We start from the raw sequence: 21347 nt of genomic DNA, 5'->3' as shown, positions 1-21347 counted from the left end.
TCGAAGCGGCAGCTTTTTGCCGGCCACACGATTTTCATTTAACACAAATTTATACGGCAAAAACTACAGCGGAGAGCCCGGCCCGCAGGGCAACCCCCAAAAGAAACTACAAATTAACAATACCGTCCTTCGTATTTCTTAACATCACACAATCCTAATGTAACGGCCTCGGTTTTATAATTCCCCCCTTGGTATCACTGATCGTACTCATCACAATAAATGCTTTATGATCAATCAATGCTACTTCCTGCTTTAATTTGGAAACCTCCAGCCGGGTAACGACCGTAAAAATAATGTCAATATCCTTGCTTTTAAACTGGGCACTTTCAAAACCCCGTTCGCCTTTGTAAATCGTTACCCCGCGGCCGAGATTCTTGGTGATCGCGTCCCTGATCTGGGCGCTTTTGGCGGAAACAATGGTTACTCCGGTGTACTCTTCAATACCCTGAATGATAAAATCTACAGTTTTAGAAGCGGAGAGATAGGTGAGAATTGAATAAAGGGCATTTTCAATTCCAAGAACAAAAGCAGCAGAAAGGAAAATAACGACATTAATCAGTAAAATTATATCGCCCATACTTAGAATACTCCTTCTGTTGAGATAGACAGCGAGTATCTCTGTTCCATCAATCACACATCCACCACGTATGGCCAGGCCTATTCCTGCACCCAGGAAGAAGCCTCCAAATATCGCGGTGAGCAGTTTGTCGTCTGTAATTACCGGAAATTCGACAAAGTAGATGGTCGCCGCCAGAACAAGTATGGCAATTGATGTGACTATTGCAAAGCGCTTACCGATCTGCTTTGCCCCGAGGAGGATAAATGGGGAATTAAATAAAACCAGCCATACTGAAACAGGGATTCCAGTCGATTCGGTTAACTGAAATGTCAATAATGAAATACCCGTAATGCCGCCATCAATGAAATGATTAGGAAGAAGAAAGCCCTTTAACCCGAAACAAGCCAGTCCAATACCAAGTAAAATTAGGGCTGCTCTTCCCGCATTTATTTGATATTGCAGTATCCGTCTTGATCGTCTCGTAGCTTTCATCCTTTAAAAATAGTTAAAAGGTTTGCAGCTAAAGAAAAGATTCTCCATATTTGCTTTGAAAGATGAAAGCAAATAATTTATATACAAAGTGGTGGTGGCAGATGTTAATCATTCGGCGATCAGTATGAGTATATAGTATTCAATATAAGAAACTAGATATGAAGGGTTGCCTAAAGGCAGCCCTTTTTTTATTAAAAAAGCATTAAACGTGAAGCAAATATTAAATCATCTATTCGAGCAAAAGACATTTGGGCGCGAGGAAGCAAAAGAAATACTCACCAACATTGCCCTTGGGAAATATAACTCTTCTCAAATGGCTGCTTTCATGGCGGTGTACTGTATGAGAAATATTACTGTCGATGAACTCGAAGGGTTCCGGGATGGGATGCTCGACCTTTGTCTGAAACCCAAGCTGGAGGATTACGAACTTGTAGACCTATGCGGCACGGGTGGAGATGGCAAAGACACTTTCAATATTTCAACACTTGCATCATTTGTTGTTGCCGGTGCTGGTTACCAGGTTGCAAAGCATGGAAACTATGGTGTGTCATCTGGCTGCGGTTCGTCAAACGTCATGGAGTATCTGGGCTATACCTTTACAAATGATTCAGACAAATTAAGACAGAGCCTGGATAACGCAGGTATTTGTTTCCTTCATGCTCCTCTTTTTCACCCTGCGATGAAAACTGTGGCACCCATCCGTAAAGAACTCGGTGTGAAGACATTTTTCAATATGCTCGGACCAATGGTTAATCCGGCAAGGCCTAAAAACCAGTTAGTGGGAGTCTTCAGCCTTGAGTTGGCGCGCTTGTATGCCTACTTATACCAGAAGTCACCTATGAATTATACCATTCTCCATGCGCTTGATGGCTATGATGAAGTGTCTCTGACATGTGATTTCAAGACCTTCTCCAGTAGTGGTGAGCATATTCATTCTATTTCTGAGATGGGATTTGAGAAGATCGACCCGGTGAAAATTCGGGGCGGAAATACAGTTGAAGATTCAGCTGCTATTTTCAGAAATGTTTTAAATGGCGAAGGAACAGCAGAACAAAATAATGTGGTGATGTGTAATGCTGCTATAGCAATTCGGACAATAAAGCCCGATAGTTCATTTGCAGATTGTTTCTACGAGGCTGAAGAGTCTCTGATAAGCAAGAAAGCATTGAATAGCTTTAAAAAACTGGTAGCATGATTATAAAAGTCTGCGGAATGCGGGAGCCTGATAACATCAGGGAACTTGTGGAATTAAATCCGGATTATCTGGGCCTTATATTTTATCCGCATTCCAAAAGGTATATGAAGGGCCTCGATGCAACTCATATGAAATCGATCCCTCCGACCACCAAGAAAACAGGTGTGTTTGTCAACGAAGCGATGGATGTGATGGCTGATGAAGTGATTCAATACGATCTGGACGCCATTCAGCTGCATGGGAATGAACCTGCAGAGTTTTGCAGGTCGTTCAGAAAATTCCTTCACAATATGCAGACAGAAAAGCATGTGGAGATTATCAAAGCATTTGGCATTTCTGAGGATTTCGATTTTTCGGCACTGAGTGAGTACGAAGATTTCGTCGATTATTTTCTATTTGATACAAAGACAGCAGAGCATGGGGGTTCTGGTATCACGTTCGACTGGTCGATCCTTGAGAATTATAAAGGAAAAAAGCCGTATTTCCTTAGTGGAGGTTTGAGCCTGGAAAACATTCATGGAATCACGGATTTAAAAGACTTGCGTTTTCACGGCGTAGACCTGAACAGTAAGTTCGAAACTGAGGCAGGAATTAAAGATATTAATAGATTGAGAAGTGCTTTTGAGAAAATCAGGAGCTCTGGTATATAACAGCTGCCAGAAGGCGGCTGGTTAAAACAACAGCAAAGAAGATGAACAGAGAGTTTATAAAGAGTTCGGTGAACTGGGGAGTAAATAACAGTGGCTATTTCGGTGATTTCGGCGGAGCTTATATCCCAGAAATGCTGTATCCGAATGTAGAAGAATTGCGGACAAAGTACCTTGACATTATCTACGAGCCTTCTTTCCAGGAGGAGCTTCATCAGTTACTGAAAGATTATGTTGGCAGGCCATCACCTTTGTTTCTGGCTAAGAGACTGTCTGAAAAGTATGGCGCAACCATTTATTTGAAACGGGAGGATTTAAACCATACCGGTGCCCATAAGATCAATAATACTGTCGGGCAAATATTGCTCGCACAGCGTTTGGGCAAAAAACGGATCATAGCAGAAACGGGTGCGGGGCAGCATGGAGTTGCCACGGCTACAGTGTGTGCTTTAATGGGACTTGAATGTGTGGTATACATGGGCGAGATTGATATCCAGCGCCAGGCTCCGAATGTGGCACGTATGAAAATGATGGGAGCGACAGTAGTTCCCGCTACGTCCGGTAGTAAGACACTAAAAGATGCGACAAACGAAGCGATGAGGGACTGGATTAATAACCCGGTTGATACCCATTACATTATTGGTTCCGTTGTTGGGCCACATCCATATCCAGATATGGTTGCCCGATTCCAGGCAATCATTTCCGAAGAAACCAAACTCCAGCTAAAAGAAAAGACAGGATCTGAAAACCCGGATATTGTGATGGCCTGCGTAGGTGGGGGCAGTAATGCAATCGGCATGTTTTACCATTTTCTCGATGATGAAGACGTGAAGCTTATTGCTGTAGAAGCAGCCGGAAAAGGTGTGGGAAGCGGAGAATCGGCAGCAACTACTGCACTTGGAAAAGAGGGGGTGCTACATGGCAGCAGGTCCATTTTGATGCAAACAGACGACGGTCAGGTAGTTGAACCTTATTCAATTTCTGCAGGACTTGATTATCCGGGTATTGGCCCGCAGCATGCCCATTTATTTAAGGCAGGACGCGGCGAATACGTCAGCGTCACAGATGATGAGGCAATGGATGCAGGACGTCTCCTGGCCGAACTGGAGGGGATCATACCGGCGATTGAAAGCGCGCACGCATTGGCGCAACTGGAAAAAATGAAATTTAAAGGAGATGAAACTGTAGTGATCTGTCTTTCGGGGCGTGGGGATAAAGACCTGGATAACTACATGAAACATTTTAACCTATAGAAGCGATTCAAAAAATGAACAGACTCAACGAGTTATTTAAGAAGAAAACAACACCTATATTATCCATTTACTTCACAGCAGGTTATCCCAACTTAGACAGCACCCTGGACATTGCAGAGGCTCTGGAAAAGGGCGGCGCGGATTTTATTGAAATAGGGTTTCCATACTCTGATCCGGTGGCGGACGGGCCAGTAATCCAGGCTAGTTCGCAGGTAGCATTGAACAATGGAATGACACTTCCAATACTTTTCGAACAATTGAAGGATCTGCGGAAGCGTGTTTCTATTCCTGTGCTGCTCATGGGCTATGTAAACCCGGTACTTCAATATGGAGTTGAGAACTTTTGTAATAAAGCAGCGGAAGTCGGGGTTGATGGTGTAATTGTACCGGACCTTCCCATGTATGAATACGAGAACCTTTATAAAAACTGCTTCCTGGAAAACAAGCTAAGCAATATTTTTCTGGTTACTCCTCAAACTTCTGAGGAACGGATAAGGAAAATAGATGAACTCAGCAATGGGTTTATTTACCTGCTTTCTTCTTCCTCTACCACCGGCAAGGATCTACAGGTTAGTGATGCGGCAGATGCCTATTTCCAAAGGATCAAAAACATGGAGCTTCGGAATCCAACAATGATTGGTTTTGGAATATCAGATCAAAAGAGTTTCGATAAGGCGGCTGAGTATACCCGGGGGGCTATTGTGGGGAGCGCGTTTGTTAAGACATTGGGAAAGCCTGATGGGATAGCGGGTATTTCTGGGTTTATCCGGACTATCAAATAGGAGCCAGGAACAAGTAGGCAGGACTGGAATTGAAAAGTGAACAGGGAACAATACATACTTCATATGCCTACTTAAATCTGCCTTCGGCAGGCAGGTGTCCCACACCAAGTAAAATTTAAACGCAAAGGCCGCAAAGTACACGCAAAGGTCGCAAAGGACTAGTAGGATATTTATAGCGCTGATAGAATCGTTAGAATGACTTGTCCTTTGCGATTACCCTTTTGCGCCCTTTGCGTTTAAATAAGTGACAAGCCAATTCTGTTTTTATCAAAAACAGGGCTTTCCGTGTACCATACTTTCATTTAAATATCAATTAAATTATTTGCCACATTTTATTTGTTTAAATCCAATTTTCTGTATCTTGAAACAAGAAGCGGCTAAGTGTCAGGTTGATATACCATCTTAAACGATTATATCATGCATCTCTTAATAGTTCTGGTTTTTATCATCGGATACGCGGGAATTGCTTTTGAGCATCCCTTGAAAATTAATAAAACGGCCAGTGCCCTGCTTACAGGCGTCTTATGCTGGACCATTTACATGCTGGGAAGTTCAGATGTAGACCTGGTGTCCGGCCAGCTTTACGAGCATCTGGGGCAGATTTCAGGCATATTATTTTTTCTGCTTGGCGCGATGACCATCGTGGAGCTTATTGATGCACATGACGGTTTTGAGGTGATTACCAGCCGTATTTCCACAACAGATAAAAGAAAATTACTCTGGATCATTTCTATCCTGGCTTTTTTCCTGTCTGCTGTTCTGGATAATCTTACTACCACTATCGTGATGGTGTCTTTACTTAGAAAGCTCATTGATGATAAGACTACGCGGATGTTTTTTGTGAGTATGGTTGTCCTTGCAGCTAATGCTGGTGGAGCCTGGACGCCGATCGGAGATGTTACTACCACGATGCTTTGGATAGGAGGGCAGCTCACTACAGGTAATATCATTGTTAATTTGTTCATACCAAGCATGGTATGTTTAATAGTTCCATTACTCTTTCTTTCGTTTACCATGTCGGGAAAGGTGGAAACCCCGGCTATTGTAGAAACACATCAAACCGATAAAACAACACCTTTTGAGCGGAAATTTATTCTCGCACTGGGAATCGGTGTATTGTTGTTTGTGCCTGTATTCAAAACGGTTACTCATTTGCCACCCTTTATGGGGATGTTATTTGGCCTGGCGATATTATGGATCATCACAGAAATTATTCATAAGAATAAGAACGATACAGATAAGGATACCTATTCTGTAGTCCACGCTCTCCGCAAAGCAGACGTCCCAAGCGTCCTGTTTTTCCTCGGGATACTAGTGGCAATTTCAGCACTGGAATCAACACACCAGCTGCAGGATTTGGCCGCTTACATGGATGAGAAAATCGGGAACCTGAATGTTATCGTCATTTCAATAGGGGTACTTTCTGCAATCGTCGACAACGTGCCTCTGGTAGCTGCCGGAATGGGAATGTATGATATGGCCACTTACCCCACTGACCATTATTTCTGGTCGTTTCTGGCCTATTGCGCTGGTACCGGTGGTAGCATGCTTATTATCGGCTCGGCAGCTGGTGTAGCGGCTATGGGTATGGAGAAAATAGATTTTATCTGGTACCTTAAGAATATCACCTTTCTTGCGTTTCTAGGCTATATGGGAGGAGCTGGTACATTTCTGCTTCAGCATTATCTGCTCGGTAGTTAGAAGTAGTCAGGAAGTCGCTAAAGCTATTGACCTGTTCTCGGAAAAGCCGTAAATTTAATTATGGCGACTATCCTATTAAGCATAGTATTATTGAGTCTGGCTGTGGCTGGAATAGCCATTCGTATCCTGCTTAAGAAAGACGGGCAGTTTTCCGGGACCTGCAGCAGCAATAATCCATTACTGCAAAAAGACGATGGGGTTTGCAGTATATGCGGTGCAAAACCACTTGAAAAGTGCAAGTCTAGTTTAGATCTTTAATCAGGTCGGCCATACCATCAGATTGGTAAGTTTTCCATTTAAGGTTTTCAGTATAGACAAAGAAAACATCCAGATTTAACTCCTTATTTGCCTGCAAAAATTCTTTAGCGCGGTCTAGTCCCATAATCATAAAGGACGTCGCGTACGCATCAGCACTCATCGCATCATCGGCGAGTACCGTTGCGCTTAAAATATTCTGTTTCGCAGGGTAGCCCGTCCGGGGATCAATAATATGAGCGTATTTAACTCCGTCCACTTCATAAAACTTTCTGTAATTGCCTGAAGTAGCCAGAGCCCTGTCTTTAAGTTCGACAACAGCCTGAAGTTTTCGTTCAGCACCTTGAACCTCGTCGGGATTGTCGATTCCAACTGTCCATTTATTTTTGTTTTTAGTGCCTTTTGCTATCACCTCACCACCCAGCTCTACCAGGTAATCATTTATATGATGTTTGTTAAGATACGCGGCTAATACATCTACTGAATAACCCTGGGCGATTGCATTGAAGTCGACCTGTATTTGGGGCCTGTCTTTAATGATGCGACCATTCTCGAGTTTCAGCATTTTATAACCGACAAAAGTTCGCAAACTATCTATTGGAAGGCTATCTCGTTCTGATTTATTTACGGGTCCAAACCCCCATGCGTTTACGAGCGGCCCGACAGTCACGTCAAATAAACCATTTGTTTTATCGGAGACTTCCATGGATTTCAGAAATACATCTCTGAAATAGGAGTCGATCAGTACATCATGTTCGTTCCTGTTGACTCGCGAGATAATTGATGTTTTCACCCAGGTAGAAAGAGAAAGGTCCAGATCCTTTAAGATCGAGTCGATAGCAGGTTTGTGTTTGCCTGGATTTTCAGAGATATAGCTGATATGCCAGGTTGTACCCTGTGCTTCGCCAGAGATTTTATGAATCTCACTCTTTTCTTTACAGCCCGAAAGGCAAAGCAAAGAGAAAATGAATAACAGGGCCAACCTCATAGAACGCTGTTTATCCGCCAAAATCATCGAATGCGATATTTTCTGGTGGCACACCCAACTCATCAAGCATTTTAAAGACAGCAGAGTTCATCATTGGCGGGCCGCACAGGTAATATTCGATTTCTTCGGGTTCAGGATGGTTTTTCAGGTAGTTTTCATAGAGAACATTATGGATAAATCCTGTGTATCCGGGCCAGTTGTCTTCAGGTAGTGGCTCCGACAAGGCAATGTTGTATTGGAAGTTCGGGAATTCTTTTTCAATATCCCGGAAATGCTCGGTATAAAACACTTCCCTGAGCGATCGGCCTCCATACCAGAAGCTGATCTTTCTGTCGCGTTCTTTTTCTGTATGAAAGAGATGAAAGAGGTGGGAACGTAAGGGTGCCATACCCGCTCCGCCACCGATATAGATCATTTCTTTTTTAGTTTGTTTAATATGGAAATCACCGAAAGGACCGGCGATGTTTACCTTGTCGCCGGGCTTAAGTGAAAACACATAAGAAGAACAAATCCCGGGATTAACATGCATAAAACCACCGGCCTGCCTGTCGAAAGGGGGAGTGGCCAGCCTGATGTTAAGCATGATTATATTACCTTCTGCAGGATGATTGGCCATTGAGTAGGCCCTGAATATCGGTTCCGGGTTCTTCATCTTAAGGTCCCAGATTTTAAATTTGTCATAATCATCGCGGAAGCGATCATCGATTTTATAGAGCTCGTCCTTAAAGTCGACCGCGATTACAGGAACATCCAATTGTATATAACACCCCGATTCGAAGTCCAGAAACTCGCCTTCAGGCAGTTTAACTACAAGCTCTTTGATGTAGGTAGCTACGTTATTATTTGACACCACCTCACACTCCCACTTGTTAATACCAAAGACCTCATCAGGAATTTTGATTTCCATGTCCTGCTTCACTTTCACCTGGCAACCGAGACGCCAGTTATCCTGCTGCTGTTTCCGTGTGAAATAGGGGGTTTCAGTAGCCAGGATCTCGCCGCCACCCGAAAGAACCTGGCATCGACACATGGCGCAGGTGCCGCCGCCACCGCATGCGGAAGGCAGAAAAATTTTACGCTCCGATAAGGTAGTCAGGAGGGTGGAACCTGCTTCTGTTTCTATAATTTCCTGATTGTTGATGTTAATCTTAACCAGCCCTGAAGGCATGAGCTTTGCTTTCGCAAGGAGGATTATATAAACCAGGATAATATTAAATACAGAGAATATGACTACACTGGTCAGGATCGTGGTAAAGTCAATTGCTAATAGAATCATTTGCTTTTATATTAAAACACTCCTTAAAGCGTAATCCCCATAAAACTCATAAAGCCAATAGCCATCAAGCCTGTCAGGATGAATGTAATTCCTAAACCTCTCAAAGGAGCAGGGATGTTGGAATACCTGATCTTTTCACGAATTGCCGCCAGTGCGATGATGGCAAGTGCCCAGCCCACTCCTGATCCAAAACCAAATACGGTGGCTTCGCTTAAAGTTGAATACTCCCTTTCCTGCATAAACAAAGCCCCTCCTAGTATGGAACAGTTAACTGCGATAAGGGGAAGGAAAATACCAAGTGTAGCATATAAGGCAGGGGTATACTTTTCAACGACCATTTCAACCAGCTGCACAATGGATGCGATAGTTGCGATGAACATAATGAAACTGAGGAAACTCAGGTCGACCGTAACGAAATCATCAGACAGCCAGGCCAGCGCGCCGGGTTTAAGCAGATATTTCTCCAGAAGGTAGCAAACTGGTACTGATACAGCTAAGACGAAAATAACTGCCATTCCTAATCCTACAGCGCTTTTTACTGTTTTGGAGATGGCCAGATAAGAACACATGCCCAGGAAATAGGCAAAGATCATGTTCTCGATAAAAATTGCTTTGATGAAGATGTTTAGGTGTTCCATGTCCTTATCATTTAGTTTCAATCAGATCTCTGTTTCGGCTTCGCTGTATCCAGATAATAATACCTACTATAATCAGGGCCATCGGGGGCATTATGACGAGGCTATTGTTAAAATAACCCATGTCATACAGCGATTGAGGAATTACCCGGTATCCAAGAAGTTCGCCAGTGCCGAATATTTCCCGGATCACGGAAACTATTATCAGGATAAGTCCGTAGCCCAGGCCATTACCTATGCCATCTATAAAAGAAGGCCATGGCTTATTCGCCATCGCGTAAGCTTCCAGACGGCCCATGATAATGCAGTTTGTGATGATCAGGCCTACAAACACGGAAAGCTGCTTACTGACATCGTAAACGAAGGCCTTTAAAACCTGGTCGACAAGAATTACCATCGCCGCTACAATTGTAAGCTGTACAATTATTCTAATCCTGTTGGGGATAATATTTCTTATGATGGATATGGCCACATTAGAAAATGCGCACACCACCATTACCGCCAGGGCCATCACGATAGAGGGTTTTACTTTTACTGTTACCGCTAAAGCTGAACATATGCCCAATACTTGAACCGTTATGGGATTATTATCATTCAGAGGATCGAAAAGCAGTCTTCTGTTTTTCGGTGAGAATAGAGGCTCTGCAGGTTCTTTGACCTTTAGAGGCGTGCTGATCGTTTCGTTTTCCATACTCTCTATATTTATCAGGATTTTGTTTTCTTAAAATATGGCACATAATTACTGAGAGTTCTTTTAACCATCTCAGAAACACCATCGCTTGTAATTGTAGCCCCGGATACCGCATCGACACCGTGGGCGTTTTCCGGTGTCGCCCCTCCCTTGACAGCCTTCACAGACACGAACTGCCCCTTTTCGTCGAATATCTTCTTGCCTGCAAACTGCTTCTGAAATGTTTCTGTTTCTATTTCAGCGCCGAGGCCCGGGGTCTCGCTCTTATGTCCGAAGCTAACCCCATAAACGGTATTCATATCGCCCTCCAGGGCTATATAACCCCAGATTGGGCCCCACAGGCCTTTGCCTCTAACAGGAATGATGTAAAAGGATTTATTGTCTTTATTGCAGATAAATAAAGGAAACAGTTCCTTATCGGCATTGCCTGTTTTCGCTTTATCGAGTTCCTTTTTAAGGTCGATATCGAAAGCAGGGGTACCTCCCTTAACGGCTTCGCCTTTTTTATTGAGGACTATCTGTTCGGTAATGTAAGTGGCGAAGAACTTTTCAGCTTCCTTAGGATTTGTTTCAATGCCCACGCTACTGAGGATATTTTCCATCTTTTCAATTCTGATATTCCTTTGCTGATAGGGGCCAAGACTTATTGCGGCAACCGAAAGCAGCACGGCGATAATAACGACCATCACGCCGGAAAAAAGAAATGTGGCTTTATTGCTGTCCTTATCCATTTTGCAAAGTCTTGGTACGGTTCATTCTTCTTTTAATATTGGCCTCAACTACGTAATGATCGATCAACGGGGCCATCACATTCATGAAAAGTATAGAAAGCATCATTCCCTCCGGATATGCCGGATTAAATACCCGGAATAGGATAGCAAACAGTCCTATCAGAAAGCCATAAATATATTTGCCGGTATTGGTCTGGGTGGCACTAACAGGATCTGTAGCCATAAACACTGCTCCGAAAGCAAAACCTCCCAAAACAAGGTGGTGTACCGGACTGATTTGCATCAGGGTAGTTGTCCCGAAGAGATTAAAAATGGCAGCCATGACAAATCCACCCACAAAAACGCTTAGCATGATTCTCCAGCTGCCGATGCCTGTATATAATAGGATGAGCGCACCGATTAAACAGGCCAGGGCAGAGGTTTCACCAACCGAGCCAGGTATAGTCCCGATAAAAGATTCCCAAATGCCTGGTATTTTATCGCCAAAGCCTGCTGCAGCATCACCAAGGGGAGTTGCTCCACTGTATCCGTCAACTAAGGGCTGTCCTTCAGCTCGGCTGGTATTTACCCAAACTTCGTTACCAGACATCTTAGTTGGATAGGCAAAGAAGAGAAATGCCCTTGCGGTAAGGGCAGGGTTAAGGATATTCATCCCGGTTCCGCCGAATACCTCTTTTCCGATAATGACTGCGAACACTGTGGATACAGCCACCATCCAAAGGGGTACATCAACAGGCATGACCAGTGGGATAAGCATACCCGAAACAAGGAAACCTTCATTTACCTGGTGTTTGCGGACGATAGCGAAAATGAATTCGACAGTCAGGCCGGAGACGTAGGATACAATTACTAAAGGAAGAACTTTGGAGGCACCGAAGAAAAAATTATCTGTGAAACTCGCATTAGTTCCGAGAGCGAGGTGGTGCTGGTAGCCTGCATTCCACATTCCGAACAGCAGGCAAGGCACTAATGACAGTACCACCAGAATCATGGTTCGTTTAAGATCTATCGCATCCCGGATATGGGTACCCCGCGCGCCGGTTGTATGTTCCGGTACGAATAAGAAGGTTTCAAACGCATTGAATGCGGGGTAAAACTTTTCCAGTTTACCCTCGGCTTCAAAGTGGGGTTTTATCTTATCTAATAATTTTCTAAGTGCTTCCAAAAGAAAATATGCTAGTGATAAATAAATGGCTTCCCGCCCCGTTTTTCTGTCTGTATTTTTTCGGCTATGCTATCAATAGAATCTGGTTTGTGTTATAAAGGATCTCTGTTATTAAATATATATTGTCTGCAATTTATAATTAGCTTAACTGAATTCGCTCTGGATCATATTCAGGCCTTTGCGTACAATCTCCTGCGACTTTATTTTAGATGTACAAACGAACTCGCAAAGAGCAAAATCTTCTTCTACTACCTCGTAAATCCCCAGTTTTTCCATCTGTTCGATATCTTCGATAAGAATTGATTTTAATAACTGAACGGGATAAATATCCATTGGGAAGACCTTTTCATACTCTCCCGTTACTACAAAAGGGCGTTCTTCCCCATGCAGGTTGGTGTTTAGCTCGTGTTTTTTGGAAGGATTAAGCCAGGAAAAGAAGGCTCTGGAAACGCTGAACTTTTCCAGCCCCGGACGGAGCCATCCTAAAAATTCCGCCTGATTTCCTTCCGGGATAACAGTAACCTGAGAATCATAGAAACCTAAAAAACCCTCAGATGATATCCTGCTGCCGCTTAAAACGCTGCCGCTGATGAAGCGCTTGTCCCCATCTTTTAACCCCACTTCCTTTAGCAGATTCTTAATGTTGCATCCGGCAAGAACCTGAAAATAGGCTGGCTTTAGAGTTTGCGAACCGGCAACTGTAATTATCTTACGGGCGTTATATATTCCCTTTTCAAATAAGTTACCTATCACAATGACATCCTGGGCATTTACAGTCCAGATAAATTCACCTTTGTTTAAGGGATCAATATGATGGATCTGGACTCCCACATTACCAGCAGGGTGAGGGCCTGAAAACTTGTTGATTTGAACGTTCTGATAATTATCGTAAGATGAAGAATTTAACTCGGTGTGGATATTGAGGTGAACTTTTCCGTCAGTTAGTTGCTGCAGGACATCAAGCCCGGCCTGGAACAGCGATTCCTTTCCTTTTAAAACAAAATCGATATCTGGTGCAAGGGGATTAGAGTCGAATGCGGAAATAAAAATCGATTTCGGTACAATCTGAGGATTAGCCACAATCCCGAAGGGGCGTTGGCGGATAAAAGGCCAGGTTCCGCTTTTTAGGAGATGTTCAATGACCGCCTCGCGACTAAGGCCTGATGATTTAATTCCACCATGATCAAGATACCTGATATCGCGGTCAGCAAGGATTTTAACCTCGAGGATTTTCCTTTTATCACCGCGTACAATTTCAATAATCTCACCGCTTACCGGGGAGCTAAATTTAATTGATTCATTATTCTTATCATATAATATAGGAGATCCTGCCAGTACTTCATCACCTTCTTTGACCATAAGCTTCGGACTAAGTCCGTGAAAGTCGGCAGGACAAACCGCGAAGGTTTCGGCCTGAGTGTGATTAGAAAGAGATTTGGTGGCTTCGCCAGCCAGTTTGATATTTAAGCCCCGAGTAATTTTAACGTATCTTGACATACAGTAAATTTAAATAAGACATCGATGTGTAAGAACGCAAAGTTTCGGCTCAACAAGTCTCAGATTTACTAGGCAATGATAAATCTTAATACAATATACAGGTTTTAATAAATTAATAATAAACCAGAAATAAATATTTTATTTTAGAATTAATTCTTATTTTTAGTTAGCCCTCCGTTTGTAGCTCTATACTGTTCAGATATTGCTTTTTCCCCAATAATAACGTGTTGAATTTGATTACACTGCTCGATAGTCTTACGCATATATATTAAAGGATTTTCATTAATTAAATACTTCATTATGGGATCTGTACAAAGTATTTTAAAAGCTAAAGGCAATGCTACATTTTCAATATCTCCGGACACCATCGTTTACCGCGCACTGGAAATCATGGTGGAAAGGAACGTAAGCGCCCTGGTTGTTATGGAAAATGACAGGCTTGTAGGGATGTTTTCTGAGAAAGATTATGCGAGGAAGGTGATTTTGAAAGGGAAGGCTTCAAAGCAGACCAAAATCAGGGATATCATGTCGGAAAATTTGATCACAGTGGGCCCTTCTGCTTCAATCGATGAATGTATGCAGCTTATGACCAATAACTTTATCCGTCACTTGCCTGTAATGCAGGAGGGTGAGCTAATTGGAATTATCTCCATAGGGGATGTTGTCAAATTTATCATTGACGAGCAGAAGTTCATCATCCAGAATATGGAGCAATATATCGGCGGGACGTGAGACTTAGTTTGCTGGTTTTACCGATGGTTTCCGATGTCTGAGCAGCTTCTTCCTGTCCGTGATACGTTTATTAACCTTGCTCAGGAAAATGTACCCTGAAATACCTGCAATGACTGACGCTACGAGAATCGAGAATTTTGCTTCAAGCTGATTTTCCAGGCTCCCGAAAGAAAGCAACGCAATAAATATTGACATGGTGAAGCCGATACCGGCTAGCAAACCCAGTCCAAAGATGTGTTTCCAGGTCGACTGGGAAGGGAGCGAAGAAAAACCCATTTTAACCGATAACCAGGAGAATAAGGTTATCCCAACAGGCTTAGCAACTAAAAGACCACCGATTATTCCAAGTCCGAGGGGACTGTAAAGACCATCCATCATGCTGCTTTCGAATCTGATATTAGTGTTTGCCAGCGCAAAAATGGGCATGATGATAAAGGCTACTGGCCGAACAAGCATGTGTTCCAATTTCTCCAAAGGTGAAGTATGTCTGGTAGGATTTGTAGGAATAGTCATGGCCAGCAGAACACCTGCAATAGTAGCATGTATGCCGGAATGATGAACAAAGTACCAGAGAAACAATCCCGGAATGATATAAAAAACCAGTCTCTTAACCCCAAGGCGGTTCAATAATATTAATAAAGCCATGATGCCTCCAGCATAAAGGAGCTGCGAAAAATGAACTTCATCTGTGTAAAAGAAGGCGATAACCAGGATTGCACCGAGATCATCGACAATAGCAAGTGCCGCAAGGAAAATCTTTAATGATGCGGGTGCTTTTTTACCTAATAAAGAGAGTACGCCTAAGGCAAAAGCTATATCGGTCGCCATCGGGATTCCCCAGCCGCCTGATGTTGACGTATTAAAATTAAACAGGGTGTATACGAGTGCCGGTAATAACATTCCTCCCAGAGCTGCGAATATGGGCATAGCCGCTTTTCTTGGTGAGGATAGTTCCCCTTCAATAACTTCCCTTTTAATTTCGAGCCCTACCAGTAGAAAGAAGATAGCCATTAGGCCGTCATTAATCCAGGCAGCAACTGTGTATTCGAGACTGAAACTATCGCCTGAAAACCCTACTAAAGTTGAAAGCAGATTCTGGAAGTTTTCTCCTAAAGGAGAGTTTGCAATAATTAGGGATATAACTACACAAAGTAGCAGGACGATTCCCCCGATTTGCTTTGATCGGAAAAAGTTTTTGAAGGTTTCTAAGTTAATTCCTTTGCTCATTGCGCGAAAATACTAAAATCTTTAAAAGCCAGTTAAAAGGGGAGATACTAATTCGGCAATCTGAATAGTGTTTTGGCGCTCATTTTATCTGCTATTTGCTAAGAATTAGTTAGTTAGGTTGGTGTTAAAGATGTTACAAAAACTGATCAAGATTGCCTTTACCCTGGCGTATTATTTCAAATTCACCTCCGCTGCAATCAACCACTGTTGAAGGTAGATTGTCGCCAACCCCCCCGTCTATAACAAGGTCTACAAGGCCTTCGTACTTCTCATGGATCAGCTCCGGATCCGTAGAGTATTCCATGATCTCATCATCATCGTGAATTGAGGTAGACATGATAGGATTTCCTAAAGTCTTTACAATGCACCGGGCAATAGAATTATCAGGTACCCTTATACCAACAGTTTTCTTATTCGAACTAAGGAGTTTAGGGACATTCTTACTGGCATTGAAAATGAAAGTAAAAGGACCCGGGAGGGCCTTTTTAAGAATACGATAAGTCTCGTTATCAATAGGTTTGGTATAATCTGAAATGTGCCGCAGATCATAGCAAATGAATGAGAAGTTTGCTTTCTCAGGTTTAATGCCCCGTATTTTACAGATGCGTTCCACTGCGCGCTGATTGGTGATATCGCAGCCCAGGCCATAAACGGTGTCGGTAGGATAGATGATGATGCCTCCTTTTTTGAGTACATCGACCACCTGCTGTATCATTTTTTCGTTGGGATTTTCGGGATATATCTTGATAAGCATTACTAAAAGTACAAATTTAAACTTCTCATGTTACAACACCATTGTAAAGGGGTTTGTTCATGAAATGATTAAAGAGGGTTTATAAGGGATGGTTGATAGGTCTCTCACTTCGTTCGAGATGACGGCGTGAGTGGGAGAGATTCAATTTGCCGATATTGCGAATAGGGGAATATTTCGACGAGCGGCCCGGACTGCAACGATTTACGGACCTTGTGCCGCGAGAAGAAATCTCCATTCCTCCCTTAAACGAGCCCTCATCCTGAGCGTAGCGAAGGATCTTAAGTATATGCGGTCACAATTTATGACCGCATATACTTAAATCAGGTCCCTTTAAAAGAAGTTCCAATAGCAAGCAGCACAAACCCAATTAAAACAAGTATAAAGCTATATTCCGTCAGGTAATTCACTGAAGTCAAATGGCCTACAATACCGAGAATTCCTGCAATAAGGGCAACTGCCCAGAGAACTTTGTTTGGTGCTGATGGTTTCATAAATCTGTTTTAGTTTAGGTTTAGGTCACGACTCATCCATCATCCATGGAATAAGCGCGAAACCAAAAGTAATCTACTAAAAAAAACCGATTTGCATTAAACTCTTAAAACTCTGCGTTTTTAGGGGTGCGTGGAAATGGAATTACATCCCTAATGTTTGTCATTCCAGTCACAAATAATACAAGACGTTCGAAACCTAGTCCAAATCCCGCATGCGGCGCCGAACCAAATCGGCGGGTATCGAGGTACCACGACATCTCTTCGGCAGGGATATGAAGATCTTCCATTCTGCTTTCGATTTTGTCAAGGCGCTCTTCACGCTGTGACCCACCAACAATTTCGCCGATTCCCGGGAAAAGGATGTCCATTGCCCTTACAGTCGTGCGCCCTTCAGCATCCGGCTCATTCATGCGCATGTAAAAGGATTTAATCTCTGCAGGGTAATCTGTTAATATCACCGGTTTCTTAAAATGCTTTTCTACAAGGTAACGCTCATGTTCTGATTGAAGATCAGAACCCCAGCCCTCGATGATATATTTGAATTGCTTTTTCTGGTTTGGTTTCGAGTTCCTCAGGATACTTATCGCTTCAGTATAGGTAAGCCTCTCGAAATCATTATCCAAACAGAAATTTAACTTAGCCAGCAAATCCAGTTCTGAACGTTCATTTTGGGGCTTCTGTTTTTCTTCTTCTAGCAAACGGGAGGTGAGGAATTCTAATTCATCCGAACAATTGTCGATAGCATACCTGATCAGGTACTTTAACAATTCCTCGGCAAGATCCATATTATCGTTCAGGTCATAGAATGCCATTTCTGGCTCGATCATCCAGAATTCAGCAAGGTGACGGGTAGTATTTGAATTTTCGGCGCGGAAGGTAGGTCCGAAAGTATATATATCGCCAAATGCCAGCGCAGCAAGTTCTCCTTCAAGCTGGCCTGAAACGGTCAGGTTGGTTGCCTTGCCGAAGAAATCTTCTTTGTAATTTATAGAACCATCCTCATTGCGCGGGATATTATCCGGATCAAATGTAGATACGCGGAACATTTCACCCGCACCTTCAGCATCCGAAGCCGTAATGATTGGAGTATGCATGTATAAAAATCCTTTATCGTTAAAGAATTTGTGTGTTGCGAAAGCTAAAGCATGTCTTACTTTAAATACTGCGTTGAACGTATTAGTGCGGAAACGCAAATGTGCTATCTCACGCAGGAATTCAAGGCTGTGTTTTTTAGGCTGCAAGGGGAACTTCTCGGCATCACTATCACCAAGGATCTCCAGTTTACTTACTTTAACCTCCACTCTCTGGCCTTTACCCATTGATTCTATCAGTTCGCCTTCAATAGATACTGCAGCGCCTGTTGTCAATCGTTTAAGCAGGGCTTCATCCATCGCATTAAAGTCTACTACAGCCTGGATATTATTTATGCTGGATCCGTCATTGATTGAAATAAACTGGTTATTTCTGAAGGTTTTTACCCAACCCATAACAATTACCTGTTGTCCAAATTCCGTAGTGTTCAGGAGATCTTTAATTCTAGTGCGCTTAGCCATGTTTTTTTATTGAAGTGCAAAAATACAAATCGTTGGGGGAACTGCAACGGGGAAGTAGAAAGAACCAAGAATCAAGAACCAAGACACAGGAGCCAAGAATAAGGAACAAGGAATAAGGACTTGCGGCCGGTAATTGATCGGGGGTTTTAGGCGTCACGCGCTCTCCTTTTTTCAAGGGGAGCTGTCCGCCCTGGGCGGACTGAGGGGTGATCGCCGTGATTTTAGTTGAAGTGTTAATTATTAATCACACCCTTTAACATCGACTGCTACCTGCTTTTGATCATAAAATCCCTGTTTATTCCCAAACGAATTCGTAATATAAACGATGATCTGCGCAACATCAATATCAGCAAGCTCCGCATTTCCGGGCATGGCGCTGTTATAAGTAATACCATTCACCTTTACATCCCCGTTAAGGCCATTCTTTATCATACAGGCAAGAGAGTTTCTATTTTTTGAAAGAAACACAGTATCTGTTAGGGAAGGATAGAGCTTATTCAGTCCCTCGCCATTAGCTCCGTGGCAGTTCTGGCAATTCTTTTCATAGAGTCCCTTGCCATTTACATAGTAGCGCTGGTAGTTTAATTCCAACTCATTACTGCAGGATTCAAAGACCAGCACAGCACAGAAAAAGCAGGTAAATAAATAAAGAAGTTTATTTCTCATTTAGCTTTTCTTCCTCAAGAAGCCTATCCATATCGAGCATCATTTGCTGTACCTGGTCTTCTTTCGTGCCATCGTATGCGCCCCGGATCTGTTTTTTCGTATCGATCAGCACAAACCAGCCCTGATGCACAAGTCCCTGCGGATCTGCCTCGTCTTCATAAGCTGCGACCAGATAGCTTTTGGCGGCAACACCGAAAATCGAATCACGGGAACCATGGACAAATGCCCATTTATCATTTTCAACACCCAGCTTATTGGCATAAGTTTTTAACCGTGAGGGAACATCATATTTTACATCAATGGAGTGCGAAAGGATCTTAACATGGGGATTATCCTTGTACTTTTTATAAACCTCCATCATATTTCTGTGCATAATAGGGCAGATGCTATTACATGAGGTAAAGAAGAAATCGGCGACGTAAATCTTATTGTCGAAATCTTTGTCGCTAATTCGAACGCTATCCTGATTAAGGTAACTAAAGGCAGGGATGGTTTGATAAACAGTATCGACAATAGTTTTGCCGTCAACAATTCTTTCCACAGGTGCACGTTCTCCCAGGATAGGCAATCTGTTGTCGGATGGTTCAGTGCAAGCTTGCAGAATACAGATTAAAGCCGCTATAAATAGTAGATATTTCATTAGAATGGATTTGATAAAAAAAGGAAGCCTGCATACGCTTATTTATCCTGTGATGTAAAGCGCATGCAGGTTTCATCCTGCAAATATACTCCATGAAAGGCAATAAGCTTTCTTAGCTCGTCAGATCTGCCATGATTTTATCTATTTTCTCATCCTGCTCTTTGCCTTTTGCCGCATAATCACTTTTATCAGGAAGGCTGGTTTTTACACTGCAATAGAATTTAATCTTAGGTTCCGTGCCTGAGGGACGCGCTGATATAATACAACCGTCTTCGGTGATGAATTGCAATACGTCAGACTTGGGATAATCAAGCTTGGTGGATGCTCCGGAAAGGACATCAGTTTGTTTACCAAGTTCATAATCTTTTAGGGTTGCAACTTTGACTCCCCCTAAGGTAGTTGGTGTATTTGTCCTGAAGCGTTCCATCATCGCCTTAATCTCTTCCGCGCCGGATTTGCCTTTCATGGTCAGGGAAACCAGTTTCTCTTTGTAGAAACCATATTTCTGGTACATATCCAGCATCGCTTCGTACAGGCTGCTTCCTTTGTCTTTATAGTAGGCCGTCATTTCAGCGATAAATGCGCAGGCAATTACGGCATCTTTATCTCTAACCAATTCGCCCACCAGGTAACCATAACTCTCTTCTCCGCCAGCGATGAAGGTTTTCTTGCCTTCCAGTTGAGTCATTATTGAGCCAATCCATTTAAATCCAGTAAGGGTTTCGTAAAAATCGACGTTCTTGGATTTGGCGATATCTATAATTAAAGGAGTGGTTACTATAGTTGAAACGATGTATTCGTTCCCCGTTAGCTTTCCTTTTTCTTCCCACACCGTGAGCATGTAGTTAATCAAAAGGCTTCCAGTCTGATTACCGTTAAGCAGGATAAATTCTCCATCATTGTTTTTTACAGCAATCCCAACACGGTCGGCATCCGGATCTGTTGCTAAAACCAGGTCGGCATCAATTTCAGCTGCCTTTGCTAAAGCCAGGGTGAGAGCTTCTTTCTCTTCCGGGTTCGGATACACAACCGTTGGGAAATTACCATCCGGAGTGGCTTGTTCTTCCACAATAGTTACGTTCTCAAATCCGAAGCTTTTAAGGGCTTTAGGAACAAGGGTAATGCCAGTACCATGGATCGGTGAAAATACAATTTTAAGATCTTTTTGCCTTTGAATCGCTTCTTTTGAGATAGAAAGCTCCGTGATCTTCTCCAGGTATAACTGATCAATTTCCTCGCCTATCAGTTCGATATTTGAATCATTTCTCTCGAATTTTACATTGTCGATGCTTCCAACAGCAGCCACTTCACTCATCACCATCTTGTCATCCGGCGATGTGAACTGCCCGCCATCAGCACCATAGGCTTTATAACCGTTATATTCTTTTGGATTGTGGGATGCGGTAATCATCACACC

The 21347-nt window shown here is 42.9% G+C and carries 22 protein-coding genes; 7 read left to right on the top strand and 15 right to left on the bottom strand.

Annotation, left to right across the window (positions count from 1 at the left end):
* Positions 1-154: 154 nt before the first annotated feature.
* The gene (locus WBJ10_RS13270; RefSeq protein ID WP_424291075.1) at positions 155-1051 is read right to left on the bottom strand and encodes a YitT family protein; all 897 of its coding nucleotides are present in this window, start codon (positions 1049-1051) and stop codon (positions 155-157) included.
* A 208-nt stretch (positions 1052-1259) separates the two neighbouring features.
* On the opposite strand from WBJ10_RS13270, the gene trpD reads away from it, so the two are divergent.
* The 6 genes from trpD (at position 1260) to WBJ10_RS13240 (ending at position 6887) form a co-directional block, all read left to right on the top strand.
* A complete protein-coding gene (gene trpD, locus WBJ10_RS13265) occupies positions 1260-2246 on the top strand; it encodes an anthranilate phosphoribosyltransferase (protein WP_424291073.1) in 987 nt (328 codons plus the stop codon).
* Complete coding sequence (locus WBJ10_RS13260; RefSeq protein ID WP_424291071.1) at positions 2243-2896, top strand: phosphoribosylanthranilate isomerase; 654 nt, start codon at positions 2243-2245, stop codon at positions 2894-2896. The genes trpD and WBJ10_RS13260 overlap by 4 nt, the downstream gene beginning before the upstream one ends.
* A gap of 41 nt (positions 2897-2937) precedes the next feature.
* Positions 2938-4146, top strand: coding sequence for a tryptophan synthase subunit beta (trpB, locus tag WBJ10_RS13255; RefSeq protein ID WP_424291069.1), 1209 nt, complete (start codon positions 2938-2940; stop codon positions 4144-4146).
* A 14-nt stretch (positions 4147-4160) separates the two neighbouring features.
* On the top strand, positions 4161-4928 hold the full coding sequence (gene trpA, locus WBJ10_RS13250) for a tryptophan synthase subunit alpha (RefSeq protein ID WP_424291067.1): 768 nt from the start codon (positions 4161-4163) through the stop codon (positions 4926-4928).
* A gap of 417 nt (positions 4929-5345) precedes the next feature.
* Positions 5346-6629, top strand: a complete 1284-nt coding sequence (gene nhaD / locus WBJ10_RS13245; protein ID WP_424291065.1) for a sodium:proton antiporter NhaD — start codon at positions 5346-5348, stop codon at positions 6627-6629.
* Positions 6630-6689: 60 nt separating this feature from the next.
* A complete protein-coding gene (locus WBJ10_RS13240) occupies positions 6690-6887 on the top strand; it encodes a hypothetical protein (RefSeq protein ID WP_424291063.1) in 198 nt (65 codons plus the stop codon).
* Here the strand turns inward: WBJ10_RS13240 and WBJ10_RS13235 are convergent.
* The 7 genes from WBJ10_RS13235 to WBJ10_RS13205 all read right to left on the bottom strand — a co-directional run bounded on the left by WBJ10_RS13235 (position 6871) and on the right by WBJ10_RS13205 (position 13867).
* Complete coding sequence (locus WBJ10_RS13235; protein WP_424291061.1) at positions 6871-7872, bottom strand: FAD:protein FMN transferase; 1002 nt, start codon at positions 7870-7872, stop codon at positions 6871-6873. The genes WBJ10_RS13240 and WBJ10_RS13235 overlap by 17 nt on opposite strands.
* Positions 7873-7882: 10 nt before the next feature.
* Entirely contained in the window at positions 7883-9148 is a 1266-nt protein-coding gene (gene nqrF / locus WBJ10_RS13230; protein WP_424291059.1) for an NADH:ubiquinone reductase (Na(+)-transporting) subunit F, read from the bottom strand.
* Positions 9149-9171: 23 nt separating this feature from the next.
* Positions 9172-9786, bottom strand: a complete 615-nt coding sequence (gene nqrE / locus WBJ10_RS13225; protein WP_424291057.1) for an NADH:ubiquinone reductase (Na(+)-transporting) subunit E — start codon at positions 9784-9786, stop codon at positions 9172-9174.
* A 7-nt stretch (positions 9787-9793) separates the two neighbouring features.
* Complete coding sequence (locus WBJ10_RS13220; protein WP_424291055.1) at positions 9794-10474, bottom strand: NADH:ubiquinone reductase (Na(+)-transporting) subunit D; 681 nt, start codon at positions 10472-10474, stop codon at positions 9794-9796.
* A 14-nt stretch (positions 10475-10488) separates the two neighbouring features.
* Positions 10489-11205 (bottom strand): NADH:ubiquinone reductase (Na(+)-transporting) subunit C, encoded by a 717-nt coding sequence (nqrC, locus tag WBJ10_RS13215; protein WP_424291053.1) that lies wholly within the window; start codon positions 11203-11205, stop codon positions 10489-10491.
* Positions 11198-12370 (bottom strand): NADH:ubiquinone reductase (Na(+)-transporting) subunit B, encoded by a 1173-nt coding sequence (locus WBJ10_RS13210; protein ID WP_424291051.1) that lies wholly within the window; start codon positions 12368-12370, stop codon positions 11198-11200. The genes nqrC and WBJ10_RS13210 overlap by 8 nt, the downstream gene beginning before the upstream one ends.
* A 144-nt stretch (positions 12371-12514) precedes the next feature.
* The gene (locus WBJ10_RS13205; RefSeq protein ID WP_424291049.1) at positions 12515-13867 is read right to left on the bottom strand and encodes a Na(+)-translocating NADH-quinone reductase subunit A; all 1353 of its coding nucleotides are present in this window, start codon (positions 13865-13867) and stop codon (positions 12515-12517) included.
* A gap of 300 nt (positions 13868-14167) precedes the next feature.
* Here WBJ10_RS13205 and WBJ10_RS13200 point away from each other — a divergent pair, with 300 nt between their 5' ends.
* Positions 14168-14599: a CBS domain-containing protein gene (locus WBJ10_RS13200; protein ID WP_424291047.1), complete on the top strand. Its 432-nt coding sequence runs from the start codon at positions 14168-14170 to the stop codon at positions 14597-14599.
* A 3-nt stretch (positions 14600-14602) separates the two neighbouring features.
* Here the strand turns inward: WBJ10_RS13200 and nhaA are convergent, their stop codons facing one another.
* The 7 genes from nhaA to WBJ10_RS13165 form a co-directional block, all read right to left on the bottom strand.
* Positions 14603-15826, bottom strand: a complete 1224-nt coding sequence (gene nhaA, locus WBJ10_RS13195) for a Na+/H+ antiporter NhaA (protein WP_424291045.1) — start codon at positions 15824-15826, stop codon at positions 14603-14605.
* Positions 15827-15959: 133 nt separating this feature from the next.
* The gene (locus WBJ10_RS13190) at positions 15960-16580 is read right to left on the bottom strand and encodes an L-threonylcarbamoyladenylate synthase (protein ID WP_424291043.1); all 621 of its coding nucleotides are present in this window, start codon (positions 16578-16580) and stop codon (positions 15960-15962) included.
* Positions 16581-16900: 320 nt separating this feature from the next.
* Complete coding sequence (locus WBJ10_RS13185; RefSeq protein ID WP_424291041.1) at positions 16901-17071, bottom strand: hypothetical protein; 171 nt, start codon at positions 17069-17071, stop codon at positions 16901-16903.
* Positions 17072-17175: 104 nt separating this feature from the next.
* The gene (gene asnS, locus WBJ10_RS13180) at positions 17176-18624 is read right to left on the bottom strand and encodes an asparagine--tRNA ligase (RefSeq protein ID WP_424291039.1); all 1449 of its coding nucleotides are present in this window, start codon (positions 18622-18624) and stop codon (positions 17176-17178) included.
* A gap of 240 nt (positions 18625-18864) precedes the next feature.
* Positions 18865-19290 (bottom strand): c-type cytochrome, encoded by a 426-nt coding sequence (locus WBJ10_RS13175; protein ID WP_424291037.1) that lies wholly within the window; start codon positions 19288-19290, stop codon positions 18865-18867.
* The gene (locus WBJ10_RS13170; protein WP_424291035.1) at positions 19280-19930 is read right to left on the bottom strand and encodes an SCO family protein; all 651 of its coding nucleotides are present in this window, start codon (positions 19928-19930) and stop codon (positions 19280-19282) included. The genes WBJ10_RS13175 and WBJ10_RS13170 overlap by 11 nt, the downstream gene beginning before the upstream one ends.
* 112 nt (positions 19931-20042) lie before the next feature.
* The coding region (locus WBJ10_RS13165) for a phospho-sugar mutase (protein WP_424291033.1) at positions 20043-21347 on the bottom strand (1305 nt) is incomplete at its 5' end.

This window comes from Daejeonella sp. (assembly GCF_049655485.1).
GTDB lineage: Bacteria > Bacteroidota > Bacteroidia > Sphingobacteriales > Sphingobacteriaceae > Daejeonella.
This window is presented reverse-complemented; position numbering and strand designations above follow the sequence as displayed.

Bases quoted from the DNA above. Each gene is read 5' to 3' on its own strand.
- WBJ10_RS13270 (WP_424291075.1), bottom strand. From the start codon at position 1,051: ATGAAAGCTACGAGACGATCAAGACGGATACTGCAATATCAAATAAAT.
- WBJ10_RS13260 (WP_424291071.1), top strand. From the start codon at position 2,243: ATGATTATAAAAGTCTGCGGAATGCGGGAGCCTGATAACATCAGGGAA.
- trpB (WP_424291069.1), top strand. From the start codon at position 2,938: ATGAACAGAGAGTTTATAAAGAGTTCGGTGAACTGGGGAGTAAATAAC.
- trpA (WP_424291067.1), top strand. From the start codon at position 4,161: ATGAACAGACTCAACGAGTTATTTAAGAAGAAAACAACACCTATATTA.
- nhaD (WP_424291065.1), top strand. From the start codon at position 5,346: ATGCATCTCTTAATAGTTCTGGTTTTTATCATCGGATACGCGGGAATT.
- WBJ10_RS13240 (WP_424291063.1), top strand. From the start codon at position 6,690: ATGGCGACTATCCTATTAAGCATAGTATTATTGAGTCTGGCTGTGGCT.
- WBJ10_RS13235 (WP_424291061.1), bottom strand. From the start codon at position 7,872: ATGAGGTTGGCCCTGTTATTCATTTTCTCTTTGCTTTGCCTTTCGGGC.
- nqrF (WP_424291059.1), bottom strand. From the start codon at position 9,148: ATGATTCTATTAGCAATTGACTTTACCACGATCCTGACCAGTGTAGTC.
- nqrE (WP_424291057.1), bottom strand. From the start codon at position 9,786: ATGGAACACCTAAACATCTTCATCAAAGCAATTTTTATCGAGAACATG.
- WBJ10_RS13220 (WP_424291055.1), bottom strand. From the start codon at position 10,474: ATGGAAAACGAAACGATCAGCACGCCTCTAAAGGTCAAAGAACCTGCA.
- nqrC (WP_424291053.1), bottom strand. From the start codon at position 11,205: ATGGATAAGGACAGCAATAAAGCCACATTTCTTTTTTCCGGCGTGATG.
- WBJ10_RS13205 (WP_424291049.1), bottom strand. From the start codon at position 13,867: ATGTCAAGATACGTTAAAATTACTCGGGGCTTAAATATCAAACTGGCT.
- WBJ10_RS13200 (WP_424291047.1), top strand. From the start codon at position 14,168: ATGGGATCTGTACAAAGTATTTTAAAAGCTAAAGGCAATGCTACATTT.
- nhaA (WP_424291045.1), bottom strand. From the start codon at position 15,826: ATGAGCAAAGGAATTAACTTAGAAACCTTCAAAAACTTTTTCCGATCA.
- WBJ10_RS13190 (WP_424291043.1), bottom strand. From the start codon at position 16,580: ATGCTTATCAAGATATATCCCGAAAATCCCAACGAAAAAATGATACAG.
- WBJ10_RS13185 (WP_424291041.1), bottom strand. From the start codon at position 17,071: ATGAAACCATCAGCACCAAACAAAGTTCTCTGGGCAGTTGCCCTTATT.
- asnS (WP_424291039.1), bottom strand. From the start codon at position 18,624: ATGGCTAAGCGCACTAGAATTAAAGATCTCCTGAACACTACGGAATTT.
- WBJ10_RS13175 (WP_424291037.1), bottom strand. From the start codon at position 19,290: ATGAGAAATAAACTTCTTTATTTATTTACCTGCTTTTTCTGTGCTGTG.
- WBJ10_RS13170 (WP_424291035.1), bottom strand. From the start codon at position 19,930: ATGAAATATCTACTATTTATAGCGGCTTTAATCTGTATTCTGCAAGCT.